The sequence below is a fragment of the Pseudomonas sp. PME37.24/025 genome, from assembly GCF_055556615.1.
This window is the reverse complement of the sequence record NZ_JBVHNK010000012.1, coordinates 207869-232878: the sequence shown is the minus strand read 5'-3', so window position 1 is coordinate 232878 and position 25010 is coordinate 207869. Positions and strand designations below refer to the sequence as shown.

Annotated in this window: 22 protein-coding genes and 3 tRNA genes; 22 read left to right on the top strand and 3 right to left on the bottom strand. The window is 57.8% G+C overall.

The annotated features are described in order from the left end of the window. The first annotated feature begins 7 nt into the window (after window positions 1–7). Window positions 8–412: an MFS transporter gene (locus tag ACZ3HH_RS22425; protein ID WP_465807768.1), complete on the top strand. Its 405-nt coding sequence runs from the start codon at window positions 8–10 to the stop codon at window positions 410–412. 9 nt (window positions 413–421) lie between these two features. On the opposite strand, the gene ACZ3HH_RS22420 is transcribed toward ACZ3HH_RS22425, so the two are convergent. Next, complete coding sequence (locus ACZ3HH_RS22420; protein ID WP_007900503.1) at window positions 422–730, bottom strand: YhbY family RNA-binding protein; 309 nt, start codon at window positions 728–730, stop codon at window positions 422–424. 101 nt (window positions 731–831) lie between these two features. On the opposite strand from ACZ3HH_RS22420, the gene rlmE reads away from it, so the two are divergent. The 16 genes from rlmE (at window position 832) to ACZ3HH_RS22340 (ending at window position 16354) form a co-directional block, all read left to right on the top strand. Next, complete coding sequence (gene rlmE, locus ACZ3HH_RS22415; protein WP_007900501.1) at window positions 832–1461, top strand: 23S rRNA (uridine(2552)-2'-O)-methyltransferase RlmE; 630 nt, start codon at window positions 832–834, stop codon at window positions 1459–1461. Window positions 1462–1663: 202 nt separating this feature from the next. Continuing rightward, window positions 1664–3574, top strand: a complete 1911-nt coding sequence (ftsH, locus tag ACZ3HH_RS22410) for an ATP-dependent zinc metalloprotease FtsH (protein WP_030128083.1) — start codon at window positions 1664–1666, stop codon at window positions 3572–3574. An 8-nt stretch (window positions 3575–3582) separates the two neighbouring features. Further along, complete coding sequence (folP, locus tag ACZ3HH_RS22405; protein WP_465807765.1) at window positions 3583–4434, top strand: dihydropteroate synthase; 852 nt, start codon at window positions 3583–3585, stop codon at window positions 4432–4434. Window positions 4435–4450: 16 nt separating this feature from the next. After that, the gene (gene glmM / locus ACZ3HH_RS22400) at window positions 4451–5788 is read left to right on the top strand and encodes a phosphoglucosamine mutase (RefSeq protein WP_465807763.1); all 1338 of its coding nucleotides are present in this window, start codon (window positions 4451–4453) and stop codon (window positions 5786–5788) included. Window positions 5789–5854: 66 nt separating this feature from the next. Beyond that, on the top strand, window positions 5855–6610 hold the full coding sequence (gene tpiA, locus ACZ3HH_RS22395) for a triose-phosphate isomerase (RefSeq protein ID WP_465807761.1): 756 nt from the start codon (window positions 5855–5857) through the stop codon (window positions 6608–6610). A gap of 4 nt (window positions 6611–6614) precedes the next feature. Then, entirely contained in the window at window positions 6615–6998 is a 384-nt protein-coding gene (gene secG / locus ACZ3HH_RS22390; protein WP_017336473.1) for a preprotein translocase subunit SecG, read from the top strand. Window positions 6999–7019: 21 nt separating this feature from the next. Next, window positions 7020–7105 (top strand) — tRNA-Leu (locus ACZ3HH_RS22385). 96 nt (window positions 7106–7201) lie between these two features. Beyond that, window positions 7202–7278, top strand: a tRNA-Met gene (locus tag ACZ3HH_RS22380). A 138-nt stretch (window positions 7279–7416) separates the two neighbouring features. Next, the gene (gene rimP, locus ACZ3HH_RS22375; protein ID WP_010463487.1) at window positions 7417–7875 is read left to right on the top strand and encodes a ribosome maturation factor RimP; all 459 of its coding nucleotides are present in this window, start codon (window positions 7417–7419) and stop codon (window positions 7873–7875) included. 47 nt (window positions 7876–7922) lie between these two features. Then, window positions 7923–9404, top strand: a complete 1482-nt coding sequence (gene nusA, locus ACZ3HH_RS22370; protein WP_008057419.1) for a transcription termination factor NusA — start codon at window positions 7923–7925, stop codon at window positions 9402–9404. 27 nt (window positions 9405–9431) lie between these two features. Next, window positions 9432–11957 (top strand): translation initiation factor IF-2, encoded by a 2526-nt coding sequence (gene infB / locus ACZ3HH_RS22365; RefSeq protein ID WP_465807758.1) that lies wholly within the window; start codon window positions 9432–9434, stop codon window positions 11955–11957. 159 nt (window positions 11958–12116) lie between these two features. Next, window positions 12117–12518, top strand: coding sequence for a 30S ribosome-binding factor RbfA (rbfA, locus tag ACZ3HH_RS22360; RefSeq protein ID WP_030128077.1), 402 nt, complete (start codon window positions 12117–12119; stop codon window positions 12516–12518). A gap of 3 nt (window positions 12519–12521) precedes the next feature. Beyond that, the gene (truB, locus tag ACZ3HH_RS22355; protein WP_007900465.1) at window positions 12522–13439 is read left to right on the top strand and encodes a tRNA pseudouridine(55) synthase TruB; all 918 of its coding nucleotides are present in this window, start codon (window positions 12522–12524) and stop codon (window positions 13437–13439) included. A 117-nt stretch (window positions 13440–13556) separates the two neighbouring features. Further along, the gene (rpsO, locus tag ACZ3HH_RS22350; RefSeq protein WP_003176135.1) at window positions 13557–13826 is read left to right on the top strand and encodes a 30S ribosomal protein S15; all 270 of its coding nucleotides are present in this window, start codon (window positions 13557–13559) and stop codon (window positions 13824–13826) included. 195 nt (window positions 13827–14021) lie between these two features. Continuing rightward, entirely contained in the window at window positions 14022–16127 is a 2106-nt protein-coding gene (pnp, locus tag ACZ3HH_RS22345; protein ID WP_052965657.1) for a polyribonucleotide nucleotidyltransferase, read from the top strand. Between the two features lie 151 nt (window positions 16128–16278). Continuing rightward, window positions 16279–16354: transfer RNA gene (locus ACZ3HH_RS22340), tRNA-Thr, on the top strand. A gap of 9 nt (window positions 16355–16363) precedes the next feature. Here the strand turns inward: ACZ3HH_RS22340 and ACZ3HH_RS22335 are convergent. Continuing rightward, complete coding sequence (locus ACZ3HH_RS22335; RefSeq protein WP_465807753.1) at window positions 16364–16909, bottom strand: hypothetical protein; 546 nt, start codon at window positions 16907–16909, stop codon at window positions 16364–16366. Window positions 16910–17211: 302 nt separating this feature from the next. On the opposite strand from ACZ3HH_RS22335, the gene ACZ3HH_RS22330 reads away from it, so the two are divergent. Further along, a complete protein-coding gene (locus tag ACZ3HH_RS22330) occupies window positions 17212–17517 on the top strand; it encodes a DUF6388 family protein (protein ID WP_465807751.1) in 306 nt (101 codons plus the stop codon). A gap of 114 nt (window positions 17518–17631) precedes the next feature. Here ACZ3HH_RS22330 and nadC read toward each other — a convergent pair whose 3' ends face one another. Continuing rightward, on the bottom strand, window positions 17632–18480 hold the full coding sequence (gene nadC / locus ACZ3HH_RS22325; protein ID WP_465807749.1) for a carboxylating nicotinate-nucleotide diphosphorylase: 849 nt from the start codon (window positions 18478–18480) through the stop codon (window positions 17632–17634). Between the two features lie 364 nt (window positions 18481–18844). Here nadC and ACZ3HH_RS22320 point away from each other — a divergent pair, with 364 nt between their 5' ends. From ACZ3HH_RS22320 to ACZ3HH_RS22305, 4 genes are all read left to right on the top strand, one after another. After that, the gene (locus ACZ3HH_RS22320) at window positions 18845–21052 is read left to right on the top strand and encodes a DUF1631 domain-containing protein (RefSeq protein ID WP_465807747.1); all 2208 of its coding nucleotides are present in this window, start codon (window positions 18845–18847) and stop codon (window positions 21050–21052) included. 64 nt (window positions 21053–21116) lie between these two features. Next, window positions 21117–21686, top strand: a complete 570-nt coding sequence (gene ampD, locus ACZ3HH_RS22315; RefSeq protein WP_465807745.1) for a 1,6-anhydro-N-acetylmuramyl-L-alanine amidase AmpD — start codon at window positions 21117–21119, stop codon at window positions 21684–21686. A gap of 2 nt (window positions 21687–21688) precedes the next feature. Beyond that, window positions 21689–22525, top strand: coding sequence for a regulatory signaling modulator protein AmpE (gene ampE / locus ACZ3HH_RS22310; RefSeq protein ID WP_465807743.1), 837 nt, complete (start codon window positions 21689–21691; stop codon window positions 22523–22525). A 289-nt stretch (window positions 22526–22814) separates the two neighbouring features. Next, a complete protein-coding gene (locus tag ACZ3HH_RS22305) occupies window positions 22815–24845 on the top strand; it encodes a methyl-accepting chemotaxis protein (protein ID WP_465807741.1) in 2031 nt (676 codons plus the stop codon). The last annotated feature ends 165 nt before the right edge of the window (window positions 24846–25010 follow it).

Sequence of the window (25010 nt, the reverse complement as noted above, 5' to 3'; positions counted from 1 at the left end):
GGGCGCCATGCTTTGGCAGCTGACCCAAATGTTGTGGGTTGGCGGCCTGTGGTTGTTGCACATCGGTCTGCTGCCGGTGCTGGGGCGAATAGGCCTGGCACCGCTGCTGATCGACGAAATTGCAGGCATGCTGAATACGCTGATGGTGGGATTTGCCACGGCGTGTGTGAGTTTTCAGGCTTTGGTGCTGGTTCAGGCCAAGGGCCTTGCCAGTCTATGGCGCGATATTCGTGGGCAACTGCTGATGATGGCGCTGTATGGGGGTGCGATGTATTTCGCGGTCCACGTCGGCTGGCCGCACGCGGCGCATTGGCAGCTGTTCAGCTATCTTGTTCTGGGATTTTCCGGGCTGGTGCTGGTGATGCAGCCGGTGCCGGGATGGAGTGTGAGGGTGCGCGAAGCACACCCTTGACCCTTGTCATCACTTGAAGCGATGGACGTTCGACAGCTGCTTGTTGACGCTGAAGTTCTTGCGGTAAATCAGTGCCATCTTGCCGATGACCTGAACCAGATCGGCTTTGCCGGCCTTGCAGAGTTCTGCAATGGCTGCCAGGCGCGATTCGCGATCGAGGATGTTGAGCTTGATTTTGATCAGCTCGTGATCCGCCAAAGCGCGTTCAAGTTCGGCTAACACACCTTCAGTCAAACCGTTGTCAGCCACAATCAAAACTGGTTTCAGATGGTGGCCAATGGATTTGTACTGTTTCTTCTGCTCTTGAGTGAGCGGCATAATCTGACCCTTTAGTCTGGATTCTGTAAAATGGCGGCCATTTTACCCGAGGGTTCGTGGATCCGCCCAATTAATCACGACCCTTATCATCGAGGTGCCCAATGGCGCGTTCCAAGACAAGCCTTGGTTGGCTGAAAAGACATGTCAATGATCCCTATGTGAAGCAGGCGCAGAAGGATGGTTACCGCTCGCGTGCGAGTTACAAGCTTCTGGAGGTCCAGGAGAAATACAAGCTGATCCGTCCGGGTATGAGCGTTGTCGACCTGGGTGCGGCGCCCGGCGGCTGGTCGCAGGTCACTAGTCGGCTGATTGGTGGTCAGGGGCGTCTGATCGCCTCGGACATCCTGGAAATGGACAGCATTCCGGACGTGACTTTCATCCAGGGTGACTTCACCCAGGACGAAGTGCTCGCTCAGATCCTTGAAGCCGTGGGTAATTCGCAGGTGGACCTTGTGATTTCCGATATGGCCCCCAATATGAGTGGTACGCCTGAGGTGGACATGCCAAAAGCCATGTTTCTATGTGAGCTGGCTCTTGATCTGGCGGCTCGGATACTCAAGCCGGGTGGTAATTTCGTGATCAAGGTGTTTCAGGGCGAAGGGTTTGATGCTTACGTGAAGGACGCTCGTCAGAAATTCGACAAGGTCCAGATGATCAAGCCGGACTCTTCCCGTGGCAGTTCCCGCGAGCAATACATGCTGGCTTGGGGCTACCGCGGCCGTAGTGAGTAAATCGAGGTTTTTTTGCGGGTCGATAGGATTTTCGTATTTCGCCCCGTGAGCATTAGCGAATATTGTGTAGAAAGTGTTTCACAAAGGGTTACAGACGGCGCCTGCCAGAGCCGTAGGTAATGTAGTAAGTTAGGCCGGTGAATATCATGCGAAGCACGCGCCATTAGCGGAGCTTGCTTCAGAGGGTAGTTAATTGAACGATATGGCAAAGAATCTGATCCTGTGGTTGATCATCGCGGCTGTCCTGGTGACGGTGATGAACAACTTCTCCAGCCCTAACGAGCCGCAGACCCTCAACTATTCCGACTTCATCCAGCAGGTCAAGGATGGCAAGGTCGAGCGCGTAGCGGTTGATGGCTACGTGATTACCGGCAAGCGCAACGATGGCGACAGCTTCAAGACCATTCGTCCGGCAATCCAGGACAATGGCCTGATCGGCGACCTCGTGGATAACCACGTGGTAGTTGAAGGCAAGCAGCCTGAGCAGCAAAGCATCTGGACTCAACTCCTGGTCGCAAGCTTCCCGATCCTCGTAATCATCGCTGTCTTCATGTTCTTCATGCGGCAGATGCAGGGCGGTGCCGGTGGCAAGGGCGGGCCGATGAGCTTCGGCAAGAGCAAGGCGCGCCTGCTCTCCGAAGATCAGGTGAAAACCACTTTGGCTGACGTTGCCGGTTGCGACGAGGCCAAGGAAGAAGTTGGCGAGCTGGTCGAGTTCCTCCGTGATCCGGGCAAGTTCCAGCGTTTGGGCGGTCGCATTCCTCGTGGCGTGCTGATGGTCGGTCCTCCTGGTACGGGTAAAACCTTGATCGCCAAGGCTATTGCCGGCGAAGCCAAAGTGCCGTTCTTCACTATTTCCGGTTCCGATTTCGTCGAAATGTTCGTCGGTGTCGGTGCCAGTCGTGTTCGCGACATGTTTGAGCAGGCGAAGAAGCACGCGCCATGCATCATCTTCATCGATGAAATCGACGCCGTCGGTCGCCACCGTGGTGCCGGCATGGGCGGCGGTCACGACGAGCGCGAACAGACTCTCAACCAGTTGCTGGTAGAGATGGATGGCTTCGAAATGAATGACGGCATCATCGTCATCGCAGCGACCAACCGTCCCGACGTGCTGGACCCTGCATTACTGCGTCCGGGCCGTTTCGACCGTCAGGTCGTGGTCGGCCTGCCGGATATCCGTGGTCGCGAGCAGATTCTCAAAGTCCACATGCGCAAAGTGCCAATGGGTGACGACGTCGCTCCGGCCGTGATCGCACGTGGTACTCCTGGTTTCTCCGGTGCCGACCTGGCCAACCTGGTGAACGAGGCGTCGTTGTTCGCAGCCCGTGCCGGCAAGCGCATCGTCGAGATGAAAGAGTTCGAACTGGCCAAAGACAAGATCATGATGGGTGCCGAGCGCAAATCCATGGTCATGTCCGAGAAAGAGAAGCAGAACACTGCTTATCACGAAGCTGGCCACGCTATCGTCGGTCGCGTCGTGCCTGAGCATGATCCGGTCTACAAAGTGTCGATCATCCCGCGCGGTCGTGCGCTTGGTGTGACCATGTTCCTGCCGGAAGAAGATCGCTATAGCCTGTCCAAGCGTGCGCTGATCAGTCAGATCTGCTCGCTGTATGGCGGTCGTATCGCTGAAGAAATGACCTTGGGCTTCGATGGCGTCACTACCGGTGCATCCAACGACATCATGCGTGCCAGCCAGATCGCACGGAACATGGTAACCAAGTGGGGCTTGTCGGAAAAACTCGGTCCGTTGATGTACGCCGAAGAAGAGGGCGAAGTGTTCCTCGGTCGTGGCGGCGGTGGTCAACATGCCAGCTTCTCCGGCGAGACAGCCAAGCTGATCGACTCCGAAGTACGCAGCATCATTGACCAGTGCTACGGCACGGCCAAACAAATCCTTACGGATAACCGTGACAAGCTTGATGCCATGGCGGATGCCTTGATGAAGTACGAGACGATCGATGCTGATCAGATCGATGACATCATGGCGGGTCGTGCGCCTCGCGAGCCTCGCGACTGGTCTGGCGGTAGTGATACTTCCGGCACGCCTCCGGCGGTGCAGGATGGGCGTCCGGAAACACCAATCGGTGGCCCGGCTGCTGACGTATAAGGTTTGAAATGACTTCTGTTCAGTCCTCAACCCGGTTGCTTTGCGGCAACCGGGTTCTTGATTTGGCCCAGACGCATGTCATGGGCATTCTCAATGTCACTCCCGACTCCTTTTCCGATGGCGGCCAATACAGCCAGCTGGATGCGGCGCTGCGCCACGCCGAGGCGATGGTGGCGGCTGGCGCGACGCTGATCGACGTTGGTGGCGAATCGACCCGGCCGGGTGCCAGGGCGGTTTCACCGCTTGAAGAGCTCGAGCGTGTAGCGCCTGTCGTTGAGCGTATCAGTCGTGAACTCGATGTGATTATCTCGGTCGATACATCCACGCCAGCGGTCATGCGTGAAACTGCAAGGCTGGGGGCGGGCTTGATCAATGATGTGCGTTCGTTACGCCGAGACGGAGCCCTGGATGCAGCAGCGGCCACCGGTTTGCCGGTGTGTCTGATGCATATGCTCGGTGAGCCGGGCGACATGCAGGACAATCCGCAGTACCAGGATGTGACGAAAGAGGTCGGCGAGTTTCTCGCCGAGCGCATGCTTCAGTGTGCGTCGGTGGGTATCACCGCTGAGCGGATCATTCTCGATCCGGGCTTCGGCTTCGCGAAAACCTTGCAGCACAACTTGAGCTTGTTTAAGCATATGGAGGCCTTGCATGCCTTGGGGCGACCCCTGTTGGTCGGGGTTTCGCGAAAGAGCATGATCGGGCAAGCCTTGAATCGGCCGGTGGGAGAGCGCCTGCATGGCGGTTTAGCGCTCGCGGCGCTGGCTTCAATCAAGGGGGCGCGTATATTGCGCGTCCATGATGTGGCTGAAACGGTCGACGTAGTGCGAATGATTGCCGCAGTAGAATCAGCCGAATAAGAATGATGGAGTACTTATGAGTAAAAAATATTTTGGCACCGACGGCATTCGTGGTCGGGTCGGTCAATACCCGATAACTCCTGATTTCATGCTCAAGCTTGGCTGGGCGGCAGGCATGGCATTTCGCAGCATGGGTGCCTGCAAGGTGCTCGTGGGCAAGGACACCCGGATATCCGGTTACATGTTCGAATCGGCGCTTGAGGCCGGGCTGACCTCGGCAGGTGCTGATGTGATGCTCCTGGGGCCGATGCCGACGCCGGCCATCGCCTATCTGACACGTACCTTTCATGCCGAAGCCGGCATCGTGATCAGCGCTTCGCACAATCCTCATGACGATAACGGCATCAAATTTTTCTCCGGGAAGGGCACCAAGCTTCCGGATGAAGTCGAGTTGATGATTGAAGAATTGCTCGACACCCCGATGACCGTGGTTGAGTCGAGCAAAATCGGCAAAGTATCGCGAATCAACGATGCCTCGGGTCGTTATATCGAATTCTGCAAGAGCAGCGTTCCGACCGGCACCAGTTTCGCTGGGCTGAAGATCGTGATCGACTGTGCCCACGGTGCGACCTATAAAGTGGCGCCTAGTGTGTTCCGTGAGCTGGGAGCCGATGTCGTTGTGCTTTCTGCTCATCCTGATGGCCTGAACATCAATGAGAATTGCGGTTCGACCCATATGGGGCCGCTGCAAGCTGCCGTATTGGCCGAGCAAGCCGATTTGGGTATTGCCTTTGACGGTGATGGTGACCGGGTCCAGATGGTCGATCACACCGGCACTGTCGTCGACGGTGACGAGTTGTTGTTTATCATTGCTCGCGATCTGCAAGAGCGCGGCAAGTTGCAGGGCGGTGTCGTCGGTACGCTGATGAGTAACCTGGGGCTGGAATTGGCCCTGGCGGATCTGGCGATTCCTTTTGTGCGCGCCAACGTTGGCGACCGTTACGTGATCTCCGAGTTGCTGGCGCGCGATTGGCTGGTGGGCGGGGAGAACTCGGGGCACATTGTGTGCTTCAGTCACACCACCACTGGTGATGCGATCATTGCTGCGCTGCAGGTGTTGATGGCCCTGAAGAGGCGCGTAGAAAGCCTGGCTCAGTCCCGTCAGGCGCTGCGCAAGTGTCCTCAGGTGCTGATCAATGTCCGGTTTGGCGGTGGTGCGAATCCGATCGAACATCCGACAGTCAAAGAGGCCAGTGATCGTGTGACCCAGGCGATGGCCGGTCGTGGGCGCGTACTGTTACGCAAGTCCGGGACAGAGCCGCTGGTGCGGGTCATGGTCGAGGGCGAGGACGAAACGCAGGTTCGCGGTTACGCCGAAGAGCTGGCAAAACTGGTAACTGAAGTTTCTGTCTGATTTCGGCTTGCCAGCCATGATTGTGTTGGGTAACATCTGCGCCCACTTTGACCGACGAGGTACAGCATGCGTCGCCCTATGGTAGCTGGTAACTGGAAGATGCACGGTACCCGCGCCAGCGTCGCTGAGCTGATCAATGGCCTTAGTCATCTGGCCTTGCCTAGCGGTGTTGATGTCGCGGTATTCCCGCCTTGCTTGCATATCAATCAAGTGATTGATGGCTTGAAAGGCAAGTCGATTTCGGTCGGCGCGCAGAATTCTGCAGTGGAATCCATGCAAGGTGCATTGACCGGTGAAATTGCGCCGAGTCAGTTGGTGGATGCAGGTTGTTCCCTGGTGCTTGTCGGGCACTCCGAGCGCCGCCAGATAATGGGCGAGCAGGATGGAATGCTGATTCGCAAGTTCGCAGCGGCGCAGGCATGTGGCTTGAATCCGGTGTTGTGCGTAGGGGAGACCCTCGAAGAGCGCGAAGCTGGGAAAACTCTTGAGGTTGTCGGGCGTCAGCTTGGCAGTATCATTGAGGAGCTGGGTGTTGGTGTCTTTGCAAAGGCAGTAATCGCTTACGAGCCGGTCTGGGCTATTGGCACCGGGCTGACTGCTTCGCCGCAACAAGCGCAGGATGTGCACGCAGCCATTCGCGCTCAGTTGGCGGCAGAGAATTCTGAGGTCGCGCAAGGTGTGCGGCTTCTATACGGCGGCAGCGTGAAGGCGGCCAATGCGGTCGAACTGTTCGGCATGCCGGATATCGATGGGGGGCTCATTGGTGGAGCTTCCCTGAATGCAGATGAGTTCGGTGCGATTTGTCGCGCCGCGGGAAACTGAAAAAATGCTGGAAACAGTCGTAGTCGTTTTTCATCTGCTGGGTGCATTGGGCGTAGTTGCTCTGGTTTTGCTGCAGCAGGGTAAAGGTGCGGATGCTGGCGCGTCTTTCGGAGCAGGTGCTTCAAATACTGTGTTCGGAAGCCAAGGTTCCTCTACCTTTCTTAGTAAGTTTACTGCTATACTTGCCGCCGGTTTCTTCATAACCAGCTTGGGGTTAGGTTACTTTGCTAAAGAGAAGGCTCATCAGCTGACTCAAGTAGGCTTGCCAAATCCAGCAGTGTTGGAAGTTCCAAAGCAACAACCGGCTTCTGATGATGTCCCGGTGCTTCAAGAGCAAAAGTCGGCTACTCCAGCGACTGACGTGCCTCCAGCTCAAGAGCAGAAGTAAGAAGGTTTCAAACGTAGTATTGCCGAGGTGGTGGAATTGGTAGACACGCAACCTTGAGGTGGTTGTGCCCATAGGGTGTAGGGGTTCGAGTCCCCTTCTCGGTACCAATTATCAGGAGAGCCCGCTGTTGCGGGCTTTCTTGTAGGTGGAAGGTTACATTGACCCTGTCAGGGATCGGTCGTATACTTCCGCCCCAGCTTTGTCGCGGGGTGGAGCAGTCTGGTAGCTCGTCGGGCTCATAACCCGAAGGTCGTCGGTTCAAATCCGGCCCCCGCAACCAGTTTAAGGAGCCCCTTTTCAGGGGCTTTTTGTTAGCTGGACACTTTCAACGCCGCTGTTCAACGGCGTTTCAAGGATGGGCGTTTCGCCCATTTTTTTATTTTGCACAGCATGCACATACATGCACGAGGGGGTTCAGGTGTCGAGCAAGCTAGAAGAGTTGCAGGCCTTGCTGGCCCCGGTGGTCGTGGCCCTAGGCTATGAATGCTGGGGTATTGAGTTTTCGGCTCAAGGTCGCCACTCAATGTTGCGCGTTTATATTGATAAAGAGGGCGGCGTGCTGGTGGACGATTGTGCCATCGTCAGCCGTCAGATCAGCGGTGTACTGGATGTTGAAGATCCGATCGCCGTTGAATACACCCTTGAAGTTTCCTCGCCTGGCATGGAACGCCCACTGTTCACTATTGAGCAGTTTGCAAAATTTGCCGGTGAACAAGTGAAGATCAAGCTGCGCTCGCCTTTTGAAGGTCGGCGCAACTTTCAGGGCCTTCTGCGCGGTGTAGAAGAACAGGACGTCGTGGTGCAGGTTGAAGACCATGAGTTCCTGTTGCCGATCGATATGATCGACAAGGCCAACATTATTCCCAGTTTTGACTGAGACGCGGATCCCGCGGATCCAATGGCTTGCGAAAGGCGAGGCGTACGATGAGCAAAGAAGTACTGCTGGTTGTTGAGTCGGTATCCAATGAAAAGGGCGTACCGGCAAACGTAATTTTTGAAGCGCTGGAGCTGGCTCTGGCCACTGCTACCAAAAAGCGTTTCGAGGACGAAGTCGATCTGCGTGTGGAAATCAATCGCCACACCGGTGCTTACGAGACATTCCGTCGCTGGACGGTCGTCGAAGAAGCAGACCTGGACGATCCGGCCATCGAAACCTGGCCGAGCAAGGTTGCAGAAACGCATCCTGGTGCCAAGGTCGGCGATGTTGTCGAAGAAAAGATCGAATCCATCGAGTTCGGCCGTATTGCTGCACAGACCGCCAAGCAGGTCATCGTGCAGAAAGTTCGCGAAGCCGAGCGTGCTCAAGTCGTTGACGCCTATCGCGAGCGCCTGGGAGAAATCATTTCCGGCACCGTGAAGAAAGTCACCCGCGACAACGTGATCGTTGACCTGGGCAACAACGCTGAAGCGTTGCTGGCCCGTGAAGACATCATTTCTCGCGAAACCTTCCGGGTTGGCGTGCGTCTGCGTGCGCTGCTCAAGGAAATCCGCACCGAGAACCGCGGCCCTCAGCTGATCCTGTCGCGTACCGCGCCGGAAATGCTGATCGAGTTGTTCCGCATCGAAGTGCCGGAAATCGCTGAAGGCCTGATCGAAGTAATGGCTGCGTCCCGCGACCCGGGTTCGCGCGCCAAGATCGCGGTCCGCTCCAAGGACAAACGCATTGATCCGCAAGGCGCTTGCATCGGTATGCGCGGTTCGCGCGTCCAGGCAGTGTCCGGCGAATTGGGCGGTGAGCGTGTGGACATCGTCCTGTGGGACGATAACCCGGCGCAGTTCGTGATCAATGCAATGTCGCCGGCTGAAGTGGCGGCAATTATCGTTGACGAAGATGCCCATGCAATGGACATCGCCGTTGGCGCAGACAATCTTGCTCAGGCCATCGGTCGCGGTGGTCAGAACGTGCGTCTGGCTAGCCAGTTGACTGGCTGGACCCTGAACGTGATGACCGAATCGGACATCCAGGCTAAGCAGCAAGCAGAAACCGGCGACATCCTGCGCAACTTCATCGACGAGCTGGAAGTCGACGAAGACCTGGCGCAGGTGCTGGTAGATGAAGGCTTCACCAGCCTGGAAGAGATTGCCTACGTACCGTTGGAAGAAATGCTCAACATCGATGGCTTTGACGAAGACACCGTCAACGAGCTTCGCGCTCGGGCCAAGGATCGTTTGTTGACTAAAGCCATCGCTACTGAGGAAAAGCTGGCAGACGCCCATCCGGCCGAAGACCTGCTCTCGCTTGAGGGTATGGACAAGGATTTGGCGATGGAACTGGCGGTGCGCGGCGTAATTACCCGCGAAGACCTGGCCGAGCAGTCTATTGACGACCTGCTCGACATCGACGGCATTGACGATGATCGTGCCGGCAAGTTGATCATGGCCGCCCGAGCCCATTGGTTCGAGTAATTAGGCGCGGCCTGAGGAGAGAAGTGCATGACGCAAGTCACGGTGAAACAACTGGCCGATGAGGTCAAAACACCGGTAGAGCGCCTGTTGCAGCAGATGCGTGAGGCAGGTCTGCCGCACACCGCCGCCGATGAAGGTGTGAGCGATAGTGAGAAGCAGTCTTTGCTGACTCACTTGAAGAGCAGCCACAAGGCGAAAGTGGAAGAACCGCGCAAGATTACATTGCAGCGCAAAACCACCAGCACCCTGCGTGTTGCTGGTAGCAAGAGCATCAGCGTTGAAGTACGCAAGAAGAAAGTCTTCGTACAGCGCAGCCCGGAAGAAATCGAAGCCGAGCGCAAACGCGAACTGGAAGAACGCCGCGCAGTAGAAAATGCTGCACGTCAAAAGGCTGAAGAAGAAGCCAAGCGTCGCGCCGAAGAAGAAGCGCGTCGCCAGCCTGCTGCTGCGCAAACCGCTACTAACGACGCCGTTGCAGCGCCTGCTGCAGTTGCCGAGCCAGTGCGTGAAAGCGCGCCGGTTGCTGCAGCTGCACCAGCACCTGCCGCCGACACTCGCAAACGCGACGAACAGCGTCGTCCGGACAAACCACGTGCCGACGATAGCAATCGTCGTGGCAGTGGCGATGGCGAGCGCAAAAACGCTCCGCATCGTGCTTCGGTCAAGGAAAAAGCGCCTGCTCCACGTGTTGCGCCACGTACTACCGACGAAGAAAGCGATGGCTTCCGTCGTGGTGGTCGCGGCAAGGCCAAGCTGAAGAAACGCAACGCCCACGGTTTCCAGAGCCCAACCGGCCCTGTTGTGCGCGAAGTGAAGATCGGCGAGACCATCACTGTTGGCGATCTCGCCCAGCAGATGTCGGTCAAGGCTGCTGAAATCATCAAGTTCATGTTCAAACTGGGTACTCCAGCGACCATCAACCAGGTACTGGATCAGGAAACTGCCCAACTGGTTGCCGAAGAGCTGGGCCACAAAGTGACCCTGGTCAGCGACACCGCCCTGGAAGATTCCCTGGCCGAGTCCCTGAAGTTTGAAGGTGAAGCGTTCTCCCGTGCACCAGTTGTGACCGTAATGGGCCACGTTGACCACGGTAAGACCTCGCTGCTCGACTATATCCGTCGTGCCAAGGTAGCTGCTGGCGAAGCCGGCGGTATCACCCAGCACATCGGCGCGTACCACGTTGAAACCGAACGCGGCATGGTCACCTTCCTCGACACCCCGGGTCACGCCGCGTTTACCGCAATGCGTGCTCGTGGTGCCAAGGCTACCGACATCGTGATCCTGGTGGTTGCAGCGGACGACGGCGTAATGCCGCAGACCGTTGAAGCCGTTCAGCACGCCAAGGCTGCTGGTGTTCCGTTGGTGGTTGCAGTGAACAAAATCGACAAGCCGGGCGCCGATCTCGATCGCATCCGTAGCGAACTGTCGGTTCACGGCGTGACCTCGGAAGAGTGGGGCGGCGACACCCCGTTCGTATCGGTTTCGGCGAAAGTCGGTACTGGCGTGGACGAGTTGCTCGAAGCTGTTCTGCTGCAAGCTGAAGTTCTTGAACTGAAAGCGACCCCTTCGGCTCCTGGCCGTGGCGTCGTGGTTGAATCGCGTCTCGACAAAGGTCGTGGCCCGGTTGCAACCGTTCTGGTTCAAGACGGTACCCTGCGCCAAGGCGACATGGTGCTGGTCGGTTCGAACTATGGCCGCGTTCGCGCCATGCTCGACGAGAACGGCAAGCCAATCAAGGAAGCCGGTCCTTCCATCCCTGTCGAGATTCTCGGCCTGGACGGTACCCCGGACGCTGGCGACGAGATGAGCGTTGTTGCCGACGAGAAGAAAGCCCGTGAAGTGGCTCTGTTCCGTCAAGGCAAGTTCCGCGAAGTCAAACTGGCCCGTGCTCACGCCGGCAAGCTTGAAAACATCTTCGAGAACATGGGCCAGGAAGAGAAGAAGACGCTCAACATCGTCCTCAAATCCGACGTCCGTGGTTCGCTGGAAGCGTTGAACGGTGCCTTGAATGGCCTGGGTAACGACGAAGTGCAAGTGCGTGTGGTCGGTGGCGGTGTCGGTGGTATCACCGAATCCGATGCTAACCTGGCACTGGCCTCCAACGCTGTACTGTTCGGCTTCAACGTGCGTGCCGATGCTGGCGCTCGCAAGATCGTCGAGCAGGAAGGTCTGGATATGCGTTACTACAACGTGATCTACGACATCATCGAAGACGTCAAGAAAGCCCTCACCGGTATGCTGGGCAGCGATGTTCGCGAGAACATCCTGGGTACCGCTGAAGTGCGTGACGTGTTCCGTTCGCCGAAGTTTGGCGCGATCGCCGGTTGCATGGTTATCGAAGGTGTTGTTCACCGTAACCGTCCAATCCGTGTACTGCGTGAAGACATCGTTATCTTCGAAGGCGAGCTGGAATCCCTGCGCCGCTTCAAGGATGACGCTTCCGAAGTACGTGCCGGCATGGAATGCGGTATCGGCGTGAAGAGCTACAACGACGTCAAAGTCGGTGACAAGATCGAAGTCTTCGAGAAGGTTCAGGTTGCTCGCAGCCTCTGACTCGCGCACTTCAAGGGCCACGATGAGCCGCCGCATGCAGATGCGCGGCGCAACGTCCGGACTCTAAACGCAACGCCCGGTCTGGCTTTTGTCAGGCCGGGCGTTTGCCGCTTTCAGACCCCTCGGGTTTCACCGTGGGGCAGTAACAGGTAACAAGACATGGCAAAAGAATACAGCCGTACCCAACGTATCGGCGATCAGATGCAGCGTGAGCTGGCACAGCTGATCCGTCGTGAAGTCAAAGACCCGCGCGTCGGCCTGGTCACCATTACCGCTGTTGAAGTCAGCCGTGACGTCGGTCACGCCAAGATCTTCATCACCGTGATGGGCCAGGACAGCGCCGAAGACATCGCGCAAAGCATCAAGGTGCTCAACTCCGCCGCCGGTTTCCTGCGTATGCAGTTGGCTCGCGAGATGAAGTTGCGCAGCGTTCCGCAGTTGCACTTCCATTACGACGAGAGCGTCGTGCGTGGCGCGCACCTGTCGGCCCTGATCGAGCGTGCGGTGGCTGAAGACAATCAGCACCCGGTAGCGGCAGAACCCGAAGACGCCAAGGAGTAATCGGTGGCTCAGGTCAAACGTATCCGTCGTAACGTCAGCGGCATCATCCTGCTCGACAAGCCGTTGGGGTTCACCTCCAACGCGGCGTTGCAGAAGGTCCGCTGGTTGCTCAATGCCGAGAAGGCCGGGCACACCGGCAGTCTTGATCCGCTGGCCACCGGCGTGCTGCCGTTGTGCTTCGGTGAGGCCACCAAGTTCTCGCAATACCTGCTCGATTCCGACAAGGGTTATGAAACCCTGGCGCAACTGGGCAAGACCACCACCACGGCCGATGCCGAAGGTGAAGTTTTGCTGGAGCGCCCGGTGACCGTTGGTCGCGCCGATATCGAAGCTGTGCTGCCGAAATTTCGTGGGCAAATCAGTCAGATACCGCCGATGTACTCGGCGCTCAAGCGTGATGGCCAGCCGCTGTACAAGCTGGCCCGTGCAGGCGAAGTAGTGGAGCGCGAACCGCGTTCTGTTACTATTGCGCGCTTGGAATTACTGGCCTTTGAGGGTGATACTGCGCGGCTTGCGGTGGATTGCAGCAAAGGCACCTATATCCGCACCCTGGTGGAGGATATCGGTGAGCAACTCGGTTGTGGCGCCTACGTGGCTGAATTGCGACGTACCCAGGCCGGGCCTTTCACGCTTGCACAGACCGTCACTCTGGAAGAGCTTGAAGCGGTACATGCCGAAGGCGGCAATGAAGCGGTCGACCGCTTCCTGATGCCATCGGACAGCGGCCTGCTGGACTGGCCACTGTTGCATTTCTCGGAGCACAGCGCGTTCTACTGGCTTAACGGCCAACCGGTACGCGCCCCGGATGCACCGAAGTTCGGCATGGTACGGGTACAGGATCACAACGGTCGCTTCATCGGTATCGGTGAAGTGAGCGAAGACGGGCGCATCGCGCCGCGTCGACTGATTCGGTCAGAATGACCGGACGAGTGTGGCTGTTAACAGGCACGGTCACTACTCATTTATAGATACAGGGATTTGTCCCTGGCCTGTTGAAGCTGTTTCTTTGAAACAGTTTCCTGATAAAAGGATTGCCTCATGGCTCTCGACGTTCAAGAAAAAGCTCAAATCGTAGCTGACTACCAGCAAGCTGTTGGTGACACTGGTTCGCCAGAAGTGCAAGTTGCACTGCTGACCCACAACATCAACAAACTGCAAGGTCACTTCAAGGCCAACGGTAAAGATCACCACTCCCGTCGTGGTCTGATCCGCATGGTAAACCAGCGCCGTAAGCTGCTGGACTACCTGAAAGGCAAGGATCTGGGTCGTTATCAGGCTCTGATCGGTCGCCTGGGTCTGCGTCGCTAATAAGCGATTGCGCTAGAGGTTGGTTGTCTGTCGTGCGTCAGTGGGTTTCCCGCTGGCGCATGGCAGGCTCCCAGCCTCAAGTTTTATCTGGATATACGTTTTACCCTGGACAGGCGTTGGGCCGATTCCCGACATTGCCCAAGAATTTCGCAAGAAGACAAGTTCCCCAAGAGCCACAAAAGAAGGTAGGACACCGTGAACCCGGTAATCAAAAAATTCCAGTTCGGTCAGTCGACCGTTACCCTCGAGACTGGCCGTATCGCCCGTCAGGCCTCCGGCGCAGTATTGGTCACCGTTGACGACGACGTCAGCGTATTGGTGACTGTTGTCGGTGCCAAACAAGCCGATCCAGGCAAAGGCTTCTTCCCTCTGTCCGTTCACTACCAGGAAAAGACTTACGCTGCCGGTAAGATCCCTGGCGGTTTCTTCAAGCGTGAAGGCCGTCCTTCCGAGAAAGAAACCCTGACTTCCCGACTGATCGACCGTCCGATCCGTCCGCTGTTCCCAGAAGGTTTCATGAACGAAGTGCAGGTTGTCTGCACCGTCGTTTCCACCAGCAAGAAGACCGATCCGGACATCGCTGCGATGATCGGTACCTCGGCTGCCCTGGCCATCTCCGGCATTCCTTTCGATGGCCCGATCGGCGCTGCCCGCGTTGCGTTCCATGAAAGCACCGGCTACCTGCTGAACCCGACTTACGAACAACTGAAAGCTTCGAGCCTGGACATGGTCGTTGCCGGTACTTCGGAAGCCGTATTGATGGTTGAATCGGAAGCCAAAGAGCTGACCGAAGACCAGATGCTGGGCGCTGTACTGTTTGCTCACGACGAGTTCCAGGTGGTGATCAACGCCGTCAAAGAACTGGCCGCTGAAGCTGCCAAACCAACCTGGACCTGGGCTCCACAGCCAGAAGCCACCGCTCTGTTGGGTGCTATCCGCGCCGAGTTCGGCGAAGCGATCTCCCAGGCTTACACCATCACCGTCAAAGCCGACCGTTATGCACGTCTGGGCGAGCTGAAAGACCAGGTTGTTGCCAACCTGTCCGGTGAAGAAGGTCAGCCGACTTCCGCTGAAGTCAAAGCGGCTTTCGGTGAAATCGAATACCGCACCGTTCGCGAAAACATCGTTAACGGCAAGCCACGTATCGACGGTCGCGACACCAAGACCGTACGTCCGCTGAACATCGAAGTCGGCGTTCTGCCAAAGACCCACGGTTCGGCACTGTTCACCCGTGGCGAAACCCAGGCCCTGGTAGTCGCGACTCTGGGTACTGCCCGTGACGCACAGTTGCTGGACACCCTGGAAGGCGAGAAAAAAGACCCGTTCATGCTGCACTACAACTTCCCTCCGTTCTCGGTAGGTGAGTGTGGTCGCATGGGTGGCGCTGGTCGTCGCGAAATCGGTCACGGCCGTCTGGCCCGTCGTTCGGTTCAGGCCATGCTGCCTGCTGCCGACGTGTTCCCGTACACCATTCGTGTGGTATCGGAAATCACCGAGTCCAACGGTTCGAGCTCCATGGCTTCGGTCTGCGGTGCTTCCCTGGCTCTGATGGATGCCGGCGTTCCGATGAAGGCACCGGTTGCCGGTATCGCCATGGGTCTGGTTAAAGAAGGCGAGAAGTTCGCCGTCCTGACCGACATCCTGGGCGACGAAGATCACCTCGGCGACATGGACTTCAAAGTAGCGGGTACCGCCAAAGGTGTTACCGCGCTGCAGATGGACATCAAGATCAAGGGCATCACCGAAGAAATCATGGAAATCGCTCTGGGCCAAGCCCTGGAAGCGCGCCTGAATATCCTCGGTCAGATGAACCAGATCATTGGCCAGTCGCGTACCGAGCTGTCGGAAAACGCTCCGACCATGATCGCGATGAAAATCGACACCGACAAAATCCGTGATGTCATCGGTAAAGGCGGCGCGACCATTCGTGCGATCTGTGAAGAAACCAAGGCTTCGATCGACATCGAAGACGACGGTTCGATCAAGATCTTCGGCGAAACCAAGGAAGCGGCTGAAGCGGCACGTCAGCGCGTTCTGGGCATCACCGCAGAAGCCGAGATCGGCAAGATCTACGTCGGTAAGGTTGAGCGCATCGTCGACTTCGGCGCATTCGTCAACATCCTGCCGGGCAAGGACGGTCTGGTTCACATCTCCATGCTGAGCGATGCTCGCGTTGAAAAAGTGACCGATATCCTGAAAGAAGGCCAGGAAGTGGAAGTACTGGTACTGGACGTGGACAACCGCGGCCGTATCAAGCTGTCCATCAAAGACGTAGCAGCAGCCAAGGCTTCGGGCGTTTAATCACCCCCTTCGCCTGACCGCTTCAACGTTATAAAAAATGCCCCGCCGTGAAAACGGCGGGGCATTTTTTTGTGTGCAGGAAAGCATCTGAACATGAACTCCCTCGCCACAAGTTGCCGGACCCCGAAGCCAGTGCTAGGTTTAGCCCACAGCCCGTGTAGCTCAGCCGGTAGAGCAGCGCACTCGTAACGCGAAGGTCGCAGGTTCGATTCCTGTCTCGGGCACCATTCTCTTCTTCACTTCACCTTTCTGCTCAGGTCCTCGACGGTACGTTTGAGCTGATCCATTGCGCGATCCTGATCGCTGATCTCCCGTTTGAGATTGGAGATTTCGCTGTTACTCGAGCTTGAGCTGGAGCCGCTGTTGCGCTTTAGCTCTTCCATTTGCTTGCCAAGGTTGTTCAGGTCGCGTTCCTGTTCATTGACCGTGCGCTTGAGATCGTCAATCTCCTTGCTGCTGGAGTTTGAACTGGAACCGCTGTTGCGTTTGAGTTCGTCGATCTGACGGGCCTGCTCGCTGATGGTGCGCTTCTGGCTTTCCAGTTCGGTGGCATTGGCCTTCACGGTTTTTTGCAAGCTTTCCAGATCATCGATGCTGACGCTGGTTCTGACGAGTGTGTCCTTACCGAATGAATTGTGGAGGGCCGAGATTTTGTCGGAGTACAGCGAAGGGTCAGAGGTGACTTCGACAGCCGCTTGAGCGGCACTGGCCAATGTCAGGCTGCCGAGCAGCAGGGTAGCGGTGGCAAGCTGGGCAGACAAAAGCTTCGAAAAACTGCGCATCACTGGAGTTCCTTGTGAAGTGCCGATATGGCACATCGCTATGACTTTGGATTTCGACTTATGTTCCCAAGGCCTCCTGCACCTTATGCTCGTGGTTTTTTGTGGGATAGATGTAAAGACCCGTGTGAATCCTCGACAAAACGTCCTATATTCGTTGTCTGCATGAGCATCGCCCAGCAGTTTTCAGATGATCCCGAATGGTTCTGAAGGCCAGACAAACCGGGCTTCAAACGGTTTTTTGCGTCAGAGAGATCCTTGATGATCCAGATCCATCTTCCATTCCCCAGATCAGCGAGAACGCCATGACCGTTAAAGAATTGACCCAAGAAGCCAGACACGAAGAAGCGCTTAAAAAGTACGTGCTGGACGCGCCCCAGTTGCTGGAAGAGATCAAGGACTTGCCCACCGACGATCAGAAAGACCAGATCCAGTGGGCGTTCGAGGATGAGGCGGAAGCTCAGGGCTTGCAGCCGTGGGAGCTGACGCTCAAGTACACGAGCACGCCGGAGGAGTTCGAGGCCAAGCGTCTGGAACTGCACAAGGAGGCGGCCGAGGTATTGGGCGTCGAGTGGGAAGAGTACTGCGAGATGAATAATCTGGTGGTCTGACCTGTGGGAGCGGGCTTGCTCGCGAAGGGAGCGTGTCAGGCGACATTTACGTCGACTGACATGCTCCCTTCGCGAGCAAGCCCGCTCCCACATTTGAATCGGGCGTTTTCTCGATCAGAGGCTTAAGCGCATCGACAGGTCCACAGCCTTCACATCCTTGGTCATCGCACCAATCGAAATATAATCCACCCCGGTTTCGGCGATTGGCAGCAACGTGTTTTCGTTGATACCGCCGCTGGCCTCCAGTTTTGCCTTGCCGGCGTTCAGGCGCACAGCTTCGCGCATGTCATCCAGGCTCAGTTCATCGAGCATGATGATGTCGGCACTCGCCGCCAGTGCTTCCTTCAGCTCCGCCAGGCTTTCCACTTCGATCTCCACCGGTTTGCCCGGGGCGATCTTGTGCGCGGCCGCGATAGCCTCAGGGATGCCACCGCAGGCGGCGATATGGTTTTCCTTGATCAGGAAGGCGTCATACAGGCCGATGCGGTGATTGTGGCAACCGCCGCAGGTCACGGCGTATTTCTGGGCCAGGCGCAGCCCCGGCAGGGTTTTGCGGGTGTCGAGCAACTTCACCTGAGTCTCGGCGACGAAATCGGCCAGGTACTGCGCGCGAGTGGCCACGCCGGACAGCATTTGCAGAAAATTCAGTGCACTGCGTTCACCCGTCAGCAGCGAGCGCGCCGGGCCTTCGAGATGGAATAGCACCTGATTGGGTTTTACCCGTTCGCCGTCGCGCACCTGCCAATGAACGGCAACCCGCGGGTCCAATTGCCGGAAAACCGCGTCGACCCACGCGGTGCCAGCAATGACAGCCTCATCGCGGGTGATGATGGTGGCTTTGGCCAGGCGTTCGGCCGGGATCAGTTGCGCGGTGATGTCGCCGCTGCCGATGTCCTCGAGCAACGCACGGCGCACGTTGGCTTCGATTTCGGCGGTCAAATCGGCGAGACGTAGATTCGGCATAACGGGCTCCACAAACAAAGTGGCCCGATTATAGGGCCATGGTGCGAGGCAACCCAAGGCATCAACGGCCATTCAATTGTTCGCAAACCTGCATTTGGTCGATTCGCGCCAGCAATCGGTGTTAAGCAAGGAGCTCTCTCATAGCGTCTATTTCTTGGGGACGCGCAGAGTCTGCTGGCACAAGGGGGGTCTTTTGCAGATAATTCGCCTTGCATTTGACGTCATAGCTTTGACGTAGCTCTGGATTCCTGATGATTGAATGACAACGGGTGGTGACTGTCCCCGTTGAGCGTGGCTGTATGGCCTGCGTACTCAATCTTTCTTACCGAACCGAACCAAAGAATCACCGTTTCAGGAGGCTTGGATGCACAACGACGGGAATGTAGTGCCTTTGCACAAGGCCGCTACCGACCAGGCGACTCACTCGCCGCTCGCCCGCTTGCCCGTGATTCTGCTTCAGGTTCGCGACAAGGCCGCTCAACAGCTCAAGCAAGGTTTGCAGGAGCTGTTCGATAACGCCGACGACACCCTGTTCGAAATGGCCGATCGGGCCCGAAACAACGTCGAGCAAAACATCTTCTTCGAAGCCATGCGCGATTTGCGCCTCAAGCGCAAAAGCATCGAGCGCGGTTTTCTCGAGCAATTCTTCGAGGCCTTCGTCAGCCTTGCGCAGTACGACATTTCCCAAGCTGCCTTGCCCCGGGCACTGGCTTTCGATGCCTTGGCGTCGATGCCCAATGACGACATGGAGCGCAACGTGGCGGTGGAGGCCATGGTCGGCAAAGTGCTGAATCGCGATGGTTTCGCCCTCGACCAGCTCACCGCCCGACTCAGCACACTGTTGAGCAAGACGCTGGTCGAACAGCACAACCCCTTGGGGCCGACGCTGCTCTGCGAGTATTTCTTGCAGGCCGGGCGCAACCTGGGCATGGAGATCAAGGTCAAGCTGATCATCCTCAAGCTGTTCGAACGTTATGTGCTCAGCAATGCTGATCAGCTCTACGCCGAAGCCAATCAACTGCTGATCGCCACCGGCGTGCTGCCGGACCTCAAGCCCGCCCCGACGCGGCGTGCCACCGATCGGGCGGCTGCCAGTGTTCGTGCTGACCCCGCCGAGACAGGCGTGCGGACTGGCAATACGCAGATTGACGAAGGCGTGCAGGAAGTCTTCGTCGCATTGCAGGAATTGCTGTTCCACGTGCGTGGCAGTGTTGCGCCGACCCTGGAAGTCAGTGCCCAGACTCAGCCTATTTCTACCCGCGACCTGCTGCGTCTGCTCTCGCACTTGCAGCAATACGTGCCGGCGCTGGCGGCTCAGGACGACTTCGATCTGCGTAACCAACTCGAACAACTGCTGACCCGGGTCAGCGTCAAAAGCGGCAAGTCGCGCGTAGTGGGGGTGGCCGACGAAGACGTGATCAACCTGATCGCCATGCTCTTCGAATGTATCCTCGATGACCGCAACCTGCCGGACTCTCTCAAGGCGCTGATCGGCCGTTTGCAGATTCCGATGCTGAAGGTCGCGGTGCTCGACAAGAGCTTTTTCAGCCGCAGCAGCCATCCCGCCCGGCGTTTACTCAACGAAATCGCTGCTGCGGCCATGGGCTGGGGCGAGTGCGATGACCATGAGCGCGACAGCCTGTACCTGCGCATTGAGCAAGTGGTGCAGCGCTTGTTGAACGACTTTGTCGATGACCCGGCGATCTTTTCCGAATTACTGGCGGATTTTCTCGCCTTCACCGGTGACGAACGCCGTCGCAGCGAATTACTCGAGCAGCGCACCCGTGACGCCGAAGAAGGCCGAGCCAGGACCGAACTGGCGCGTCAGCGCGTCGAGCAGGCGCTGAACCAGGCGTTGGTGGGCAAGGTGCTGCCGCACAGCGTGGTGGCGTTTGTCCAGGAGGCCTGGAGCAAAGTGCTGTTGCTGACCTGCCTCAAGCAGGGTGATCAGTCCGGCGAATGGCATGCCGATGTGCAGACCATGGCGCAATTGATCTGGAGTGTGCAACGCCATGACGAACCCGACGCGAGCCTGCGCTTGTTGTCGCTGGTGCCGGGGTTGCTCAAGTCGTTGCGCGATGGCTTGAACCGCTCGGCATTCGACCCGTTCGCCACCGGCGAGTTTTTCAGCGAGCTGGAAGTTTTGCACCTTCAGTTGTTCGAACGCCCAGACCAGAAAAGCACGGCTGTTGACGCACCGATGATGGTCGAAGTGCAGCAGGAAATCGTGCTTCGCACCGCTGACGAAGGCCCGGTCGAAATGGCATCGATGCGTTTGCCGGAGGGCGATGTCGCTCTGCTTCAGGTCGATCAGCTGCGCCTGGGTTGCTGGGTCGAGTTTCAGGAGGACGAGGAAAACACCCTGCGCTGCAAGCTGGCGGCGATCATTGAAGCCACCGGCAAGTACATCTTCGTCAACCGTACCGGCATGAAAGTGCTGGAGCACACTCGTACCGGTCTGGCCCTGAAGTTTCGGCGTGGCGCGGTGCGAACGCTGGACGACACCTTGCTGTTCGACCGGGCGCTGGAGTCGGTGCTGGGCAACCTGCGGCGTCTCAATCGCGGCAAGTGATCGCGCGCCGAGGGTCTATCGCGGCATACTGGGCACCAACACAGTCGTCGTTGAAGGAACCTGTATGCAGTTGGACCCCGCGAGCGGTTGGTGTCAGGGCGTGCGCATATGCCCCTCGCCCAACTTCAATGCACGCCCCGAGGGCGAAATTTCCCTGCTGGTGATCCACAACATCAGTCTGCCGCCCGCGCAGTTTCTGACTGGCAAGGTGCAGGAATTTTTCCAGAATCGTCTGGATGTCACGGAACATCCCTACTTTGCAGGAATTGTCGACCTACGGGTGTCTGCACACTTTCTGATTGAACGTGACGGCACCGTCACTCAGTTTGTCTCTTGTCTTGAGCGCGCCTGGCATGCCGGAGTCTCGTGTTTCGAAGGACGGGACACCTGTAACGATTTTTCCGTGGGCATCGAGCTCGAAGGCACGGATGATCTGCCGTTCACCGACGCCCAATATCAAGTGTTGACCGCCCTGACGCGACAGCTGCAAAGCGCTTTTACGGGTATCACCGCACAACGCATCTGCGGGCATAGCGACATTGCACCCGGGCGCAAGACTGATCCGGGACCGGCATTTGACTGGGCACGCTATCGCGTAGCTCTGGCGAAAGCTGCTCTGGAAAAAAAGGAGTAACAATGAGTTTTCTGGTGCTGCTGTTGGCGGTGTGGATCGAGAAGTTCTCGGCCTTGCGCCATCGGGTTCAACGTGATGGCGGTTGGGTGCGCGAGCTGAACAAGCTTGAAGCCAACCCACGCATGACAAACCGTCCGTGGCTGATACTGGTGGTGCTGGTGTTGTTGCCGGTGGCGCTGTTGGGTTTGCTGTTGGTGGTGCTGGAGCCGGTTGCCTACGGTTTGCTGGCGTTACCGGTGCACCTGCTGGTGGTGATTTACAGTCTGGGCCGAGGTGATCTGCTGGCCGGCCTCGGGCCGTTCCGCGATGCCTGGCGCCGGGAAGACCTGCAAGCCGCCGTGCATGTGGCCAAACGCGATTTGAACATATGCGCTGACAGCGGCGAGCAACTGCTGGAGCGAGTTGAAGGGCATCTGCTGTGGCAGGCCTATCAGAGTTTTTTCGCGGTGATCTTCTGGTACTTCCTGCTGGGTCCGGTTGCTGCGTTGAGCTATCGACTGCTGGCGCTGGCCGAGGAGCACGGGCAGAACCCGGCCGTGGTCGAGCGAGCGGCACAGCTGCGTCACGCGTTCGATTGGGTACCGGTGCGACTGCTGGCGGCGAGTTTTGCGCTGGTCGGCAACTTTGTCGCGGTCGGCCGGGTGATGCTGCACGAACTGCTGAACTGGAACATCAGCGCCGCCCAACTGATCGAGAAGGTCGGCTTGGTGGCCGGTGAAATTCCGGCGCCGGTGGTCGGGCCGGACGGCATCAACAGCCTCGACCGGATCTGGGAACTGCTGCTGCGCGCGGCAGTGCTTTGGTATGCCGGGTTTGCGTTGTGGACTGTTTTGTCCTGATCCACAACACATGTGGCGAGGGAGCTTGCTCCCGTTGGGTCGCGAAGCGGCCCCCGGTGCCCGTCCAGACAGACTAAGTTGTCCGGAATTACGACTGCTTCGCAGCCGAGCGGGAGCAAGCTCCCTCGCCACAGGGGGCTCATCCGCTCCAATCAACGGCACCCCGCCGTTAACCTTAAGTTACAAAACCCTCCGTCGATTTAGGCTATACAGAGATAGCGCCAATAGTGGCTATCTGCTGTCTCTGCGCGCCCGCCATAAAAATAAGAATTCAAAGGGAGACTTCACAGTGAAGAGCTTGCTCTATCCCGCCGTCGCGCTGATGAACCGCCTGAGCTTCGGCATGAAGTTCAGCCTGATCAGCGTGCTATTTCTCGTGCCGATGCTGGTGACCAACTTCTATCTGGTGCGCGATTCCTATCGCGAATTCCAGGGCACACGGGTCGAGCTGCAGAGCCTCGACCTGCTGGGCAGCGGCCTGAGCCTGCGCCGGGATCTGGAAACCCTGAACAACCTGGTGCAGATCAACGTCACACTTGGTCAGTCCGGCAAGGCCGGTCATGTCGAATCGACTATCAGTGCTCTGGAACAAAGCGTTCTGACCCGCTTGCAAGGGTTGGCGGCGATGACCATTGACCCGGAGCAAATCAGCTTTTTCGATGGCAAGCGCGATGAAATGATCGCCGCGTTCAAGGCCCAGCAAACGGAAACCTCCCTGCAAAGCAAAAGTGCGCTGATCGGCAAGTTGCTCGGCAATGCGCAGATTTTCAGCCAGATCATTGCCAGTCAGGCTGGTCTGAGCCGCGATAGCCAAAGCGACATGCGTCAGCTGAGCGAGCTCATTACCAATGTCACGCCAGCCGTCACCCAAACGCTCGGCGAAGGTCGGGCGATGGGTTCTTACTCGTTGGGGCAGGGCTTTCTCAATTCGGCGTCGAGCACCCATTTCGATGAGTTGCTGGCGCAGATCGAAAAGCTTCAGGCCCAATACAGTCTGAAATTGCAGGATGCTCTGGGCTCCAGTAAAGCGGCGCACGAAACCCTGGCCGCTCAAGCTGAAAGCAGCAAGGCCTCTCTGAAAAAGGCCAGCGAACTGTTCGAAGAACAGGTGGTGATGGCTGACACCCTCGATGCACCGTGGCAGGGCTTTTACGATCAGGTTACGGATTTGATCGACCAGACCTACCAACTCAATGAAGCCACCCTGAAGTTTCTCGGTACCCAGTTACAGCAGCGGTTGGAGCAGCACCGCACCCACATGATCCTGCAGGCAGTGGCGCTCGCGGTGGTGTTTGTGTTGATTTTTTACCTCTATGGCGGTTTCTACGCCTCGACCCGCACCACCCTCAAGCGTCTTGGCGCGGTGATGGACAAGGTGGCGGCCGGCGACATGACCGTGACCTTCAGCGCCAACAGCCGCGATGAACTGGGCGAGTTGGGCGAGGTATTCACCGGCACCGTGAAGAAGATCCATGACCTGATCGAGCGCGTGGGCCAGACCGTCAGTGAGGTCGAGCGCCAGGCCGGCCAGGTTGAAAACGTGTCCGCCCAGAGCAATCAGGCAGTGGCGGGGCAGCGTACGCAGATCGAACAGGTCGCCACCGCGATGAACCAGATGTCAGCCACGTCTCTGGAAGTGGCGCGCAGTGCCGCGGCGGCCGTCAGTAGCGCCCACAGCGTCAACGACGAAACCATCAGCGGGCGCGGGCTGGTGGAGTCCCAGCAGGGCAGTATCGCTGCACTGGCCAGTGAGATCGATCAGTCGGTACGGGTGATAAACCAACTGGCCAGCGACAGTCAGTCCATCAGTAGTGTGCTGGAAGTGATCAAGAGCATCGCCGAACAGACCAACTTGCTGGCGCTTAACGCGGCCATCGAAGCTGCGCGTGCGGGGGAGCAGGGTCGTGGTTTTGCAGTGGTGGCGGACGAGGTTCGGACCCTGGCCAAACGCACCCAGCAATCGACCGAAGAAATCGAGCAGATGATCGCCAAGCTGCACAGCGGTGTCGGTGCGGCGGTCAAGGCGATGGGCACCAGCCATCAGATGGCCAATGGCACGGTCGGGCAGTCGGAAAAGGTCCAGCAGGCGCTGGAAAACATCCTCGGCGCCGTCGGCATGATCGTCGACCAGAACCAGCAGATCGCTGCCGCCGTAGAGCAGCAAACCGCTGTGGCTCACGACATCGACCAGAACATCGTCGAGATCAACCGCGCCGGTGAGCGTACCGCCGATGGTGCGCACCAGACTGAAAATGCCAGCCGAGCGTTGTCGGCTCAGGTGGTTGAACTCAAACAGTTGATCAGCGCGTTCCGGGTTTAAAAAGCATCGCGAAACAAATGTGGGAGCGGGCCTTTGTGGCGAGGGGGCTTGTCGGAACGCCGCATCACCCCGTTCGGCTGCGAAGCTGTCGTAAACCAGACAACTTGATCTGTCTGGACGGACGCCGGGGGCCGCTTCGCGACCCAACGGGGGCAAGCCCCCTCG

Excerpts from the sequence above, each read along its gene's own strand:
- ftsH (WP_030128083.1), top strand. The coding sequence starts at position 1,664 with ATGGCAAAGAATCTGATCCTGTGGTTGATCATCGCGGCTGTCCTGGTG.
- ampE (WP_465807743.1), top strand. The coding sequence starts at position 21,689 with ATGAGTTTTCTGGTGCTGCTGTTGGCGGTGTGGATCGAGAAGTTCTCG.
- rbfA (WP_030128077.1), top strand. The coding sequence starts at position 12,117 with ATGGCAAAAGAATACAGCCGTACCCAACGTATCGGCGATCAGATGCAG.
- ACZ3HH_RS22420 (WP_007900503.1), bottom strand. The coding sequence starts at position 730 with ATGCCGCTCACTCAAGAGCAGAAGAAACAGTACAAATCCATTGGCCAC.
- tpiA (WP_465807761.1), top strand. The coding sequence starts at position 5,855 with ATGCGTCGCCCTATGGTAGCTGGTAACTGGAAGATGCACGGTACCCGC.
- ACZ3HH_RS22330 (WP_465807751.1), top strand. The coding sequence starts at position 17,212 with ATGACCGTTAAAGAATTGACCCAAGAAGCCAGACACGAAGAAGCGCTT.
- ampD (WP_465807745.1), top strand. The coding sequence starts at position 21,117 with ATGCAGTTGGACCCCGCGAGCGGTTGGTGTCAGGGCGTGCGCATATGC.
- glmM (WP_465807763.1), top strand. The coding sequence starts at position 4,451 with ATGAGTAAAAAATATTTTGGCACCGACGGCATTCGTGGTCGGGTCGGT.
- secG (WP_017336473.1), top strand. The coding sequence starts at position 6,615 with ATGCTGGAAACAGTCGTAGTCGTTTTTCATCTGCTGGGTGCATTGGGC.
- ACZ3HH_RS22320 (WP_465807747.1), top strand. The coding sequence starts at position 18,845 with ATGCACAACGACGGGAATGTAGTGCCTTTGCACAAGGCCGCTACCGAC.
- rlmE (WP_007900501.1), top strand. The coding sequence starts at position 832 with ATGGCGCGTTCCAAGACAAGCCTTGGTTGGCTGAAAAGACATGTCAAT.
- nadC (WP_465807749.1), bottom strand. The coding sequence starts at position 18,480 with ATGCCGAATCTACGTCTCGCCGATTTGACCGCCGAAATCGAAGCCAAC.
- folP (WP_465807765.1), top strand. The coding sequence starts at position 3,583 with ATGACTTCTGTTCAGTCCTCAACCCGGTTGCTTTGCGGCAACCGGGTT.
- nusA (WP_008057419.1), top strand. The coding sequence starts at position 7,923 with ATGAGCAAAGAAGTACTGCTGGTTGTTGAGTCGGTATCCAATGAAAAG.
- rpsO (WP_003176135.1), top strand. The coding sequence starts at position 13,557 with ATGGCTCTCGACGTTCAAGAAAAAGCTCAAATCGTAGCTGACTACCAG.
- infB (WP_465807758.1), top strand. The coding sequence starts at position 9,432 with ATGACGCAAGTCACGGTGAAACAACTGGCCGATGAGGTCAAAACACCG.
- ACZ3HH_RS22335 (WP_465807753.1), bottom strand. The coding sequence starts at position 16,909 with ATGCGCAGTTTTTCGAAGCTTTTGTCTGCCCAGCTTGCCACCGCTACC.
- ACZ3HH_RS22425 (WP_465807768.1), top strand. The coding sequence starts at position 8 with ATGCTTTGGCAGCTGACCCAAATGTTGTGGGTTGGCGGCCTGTGGTTG.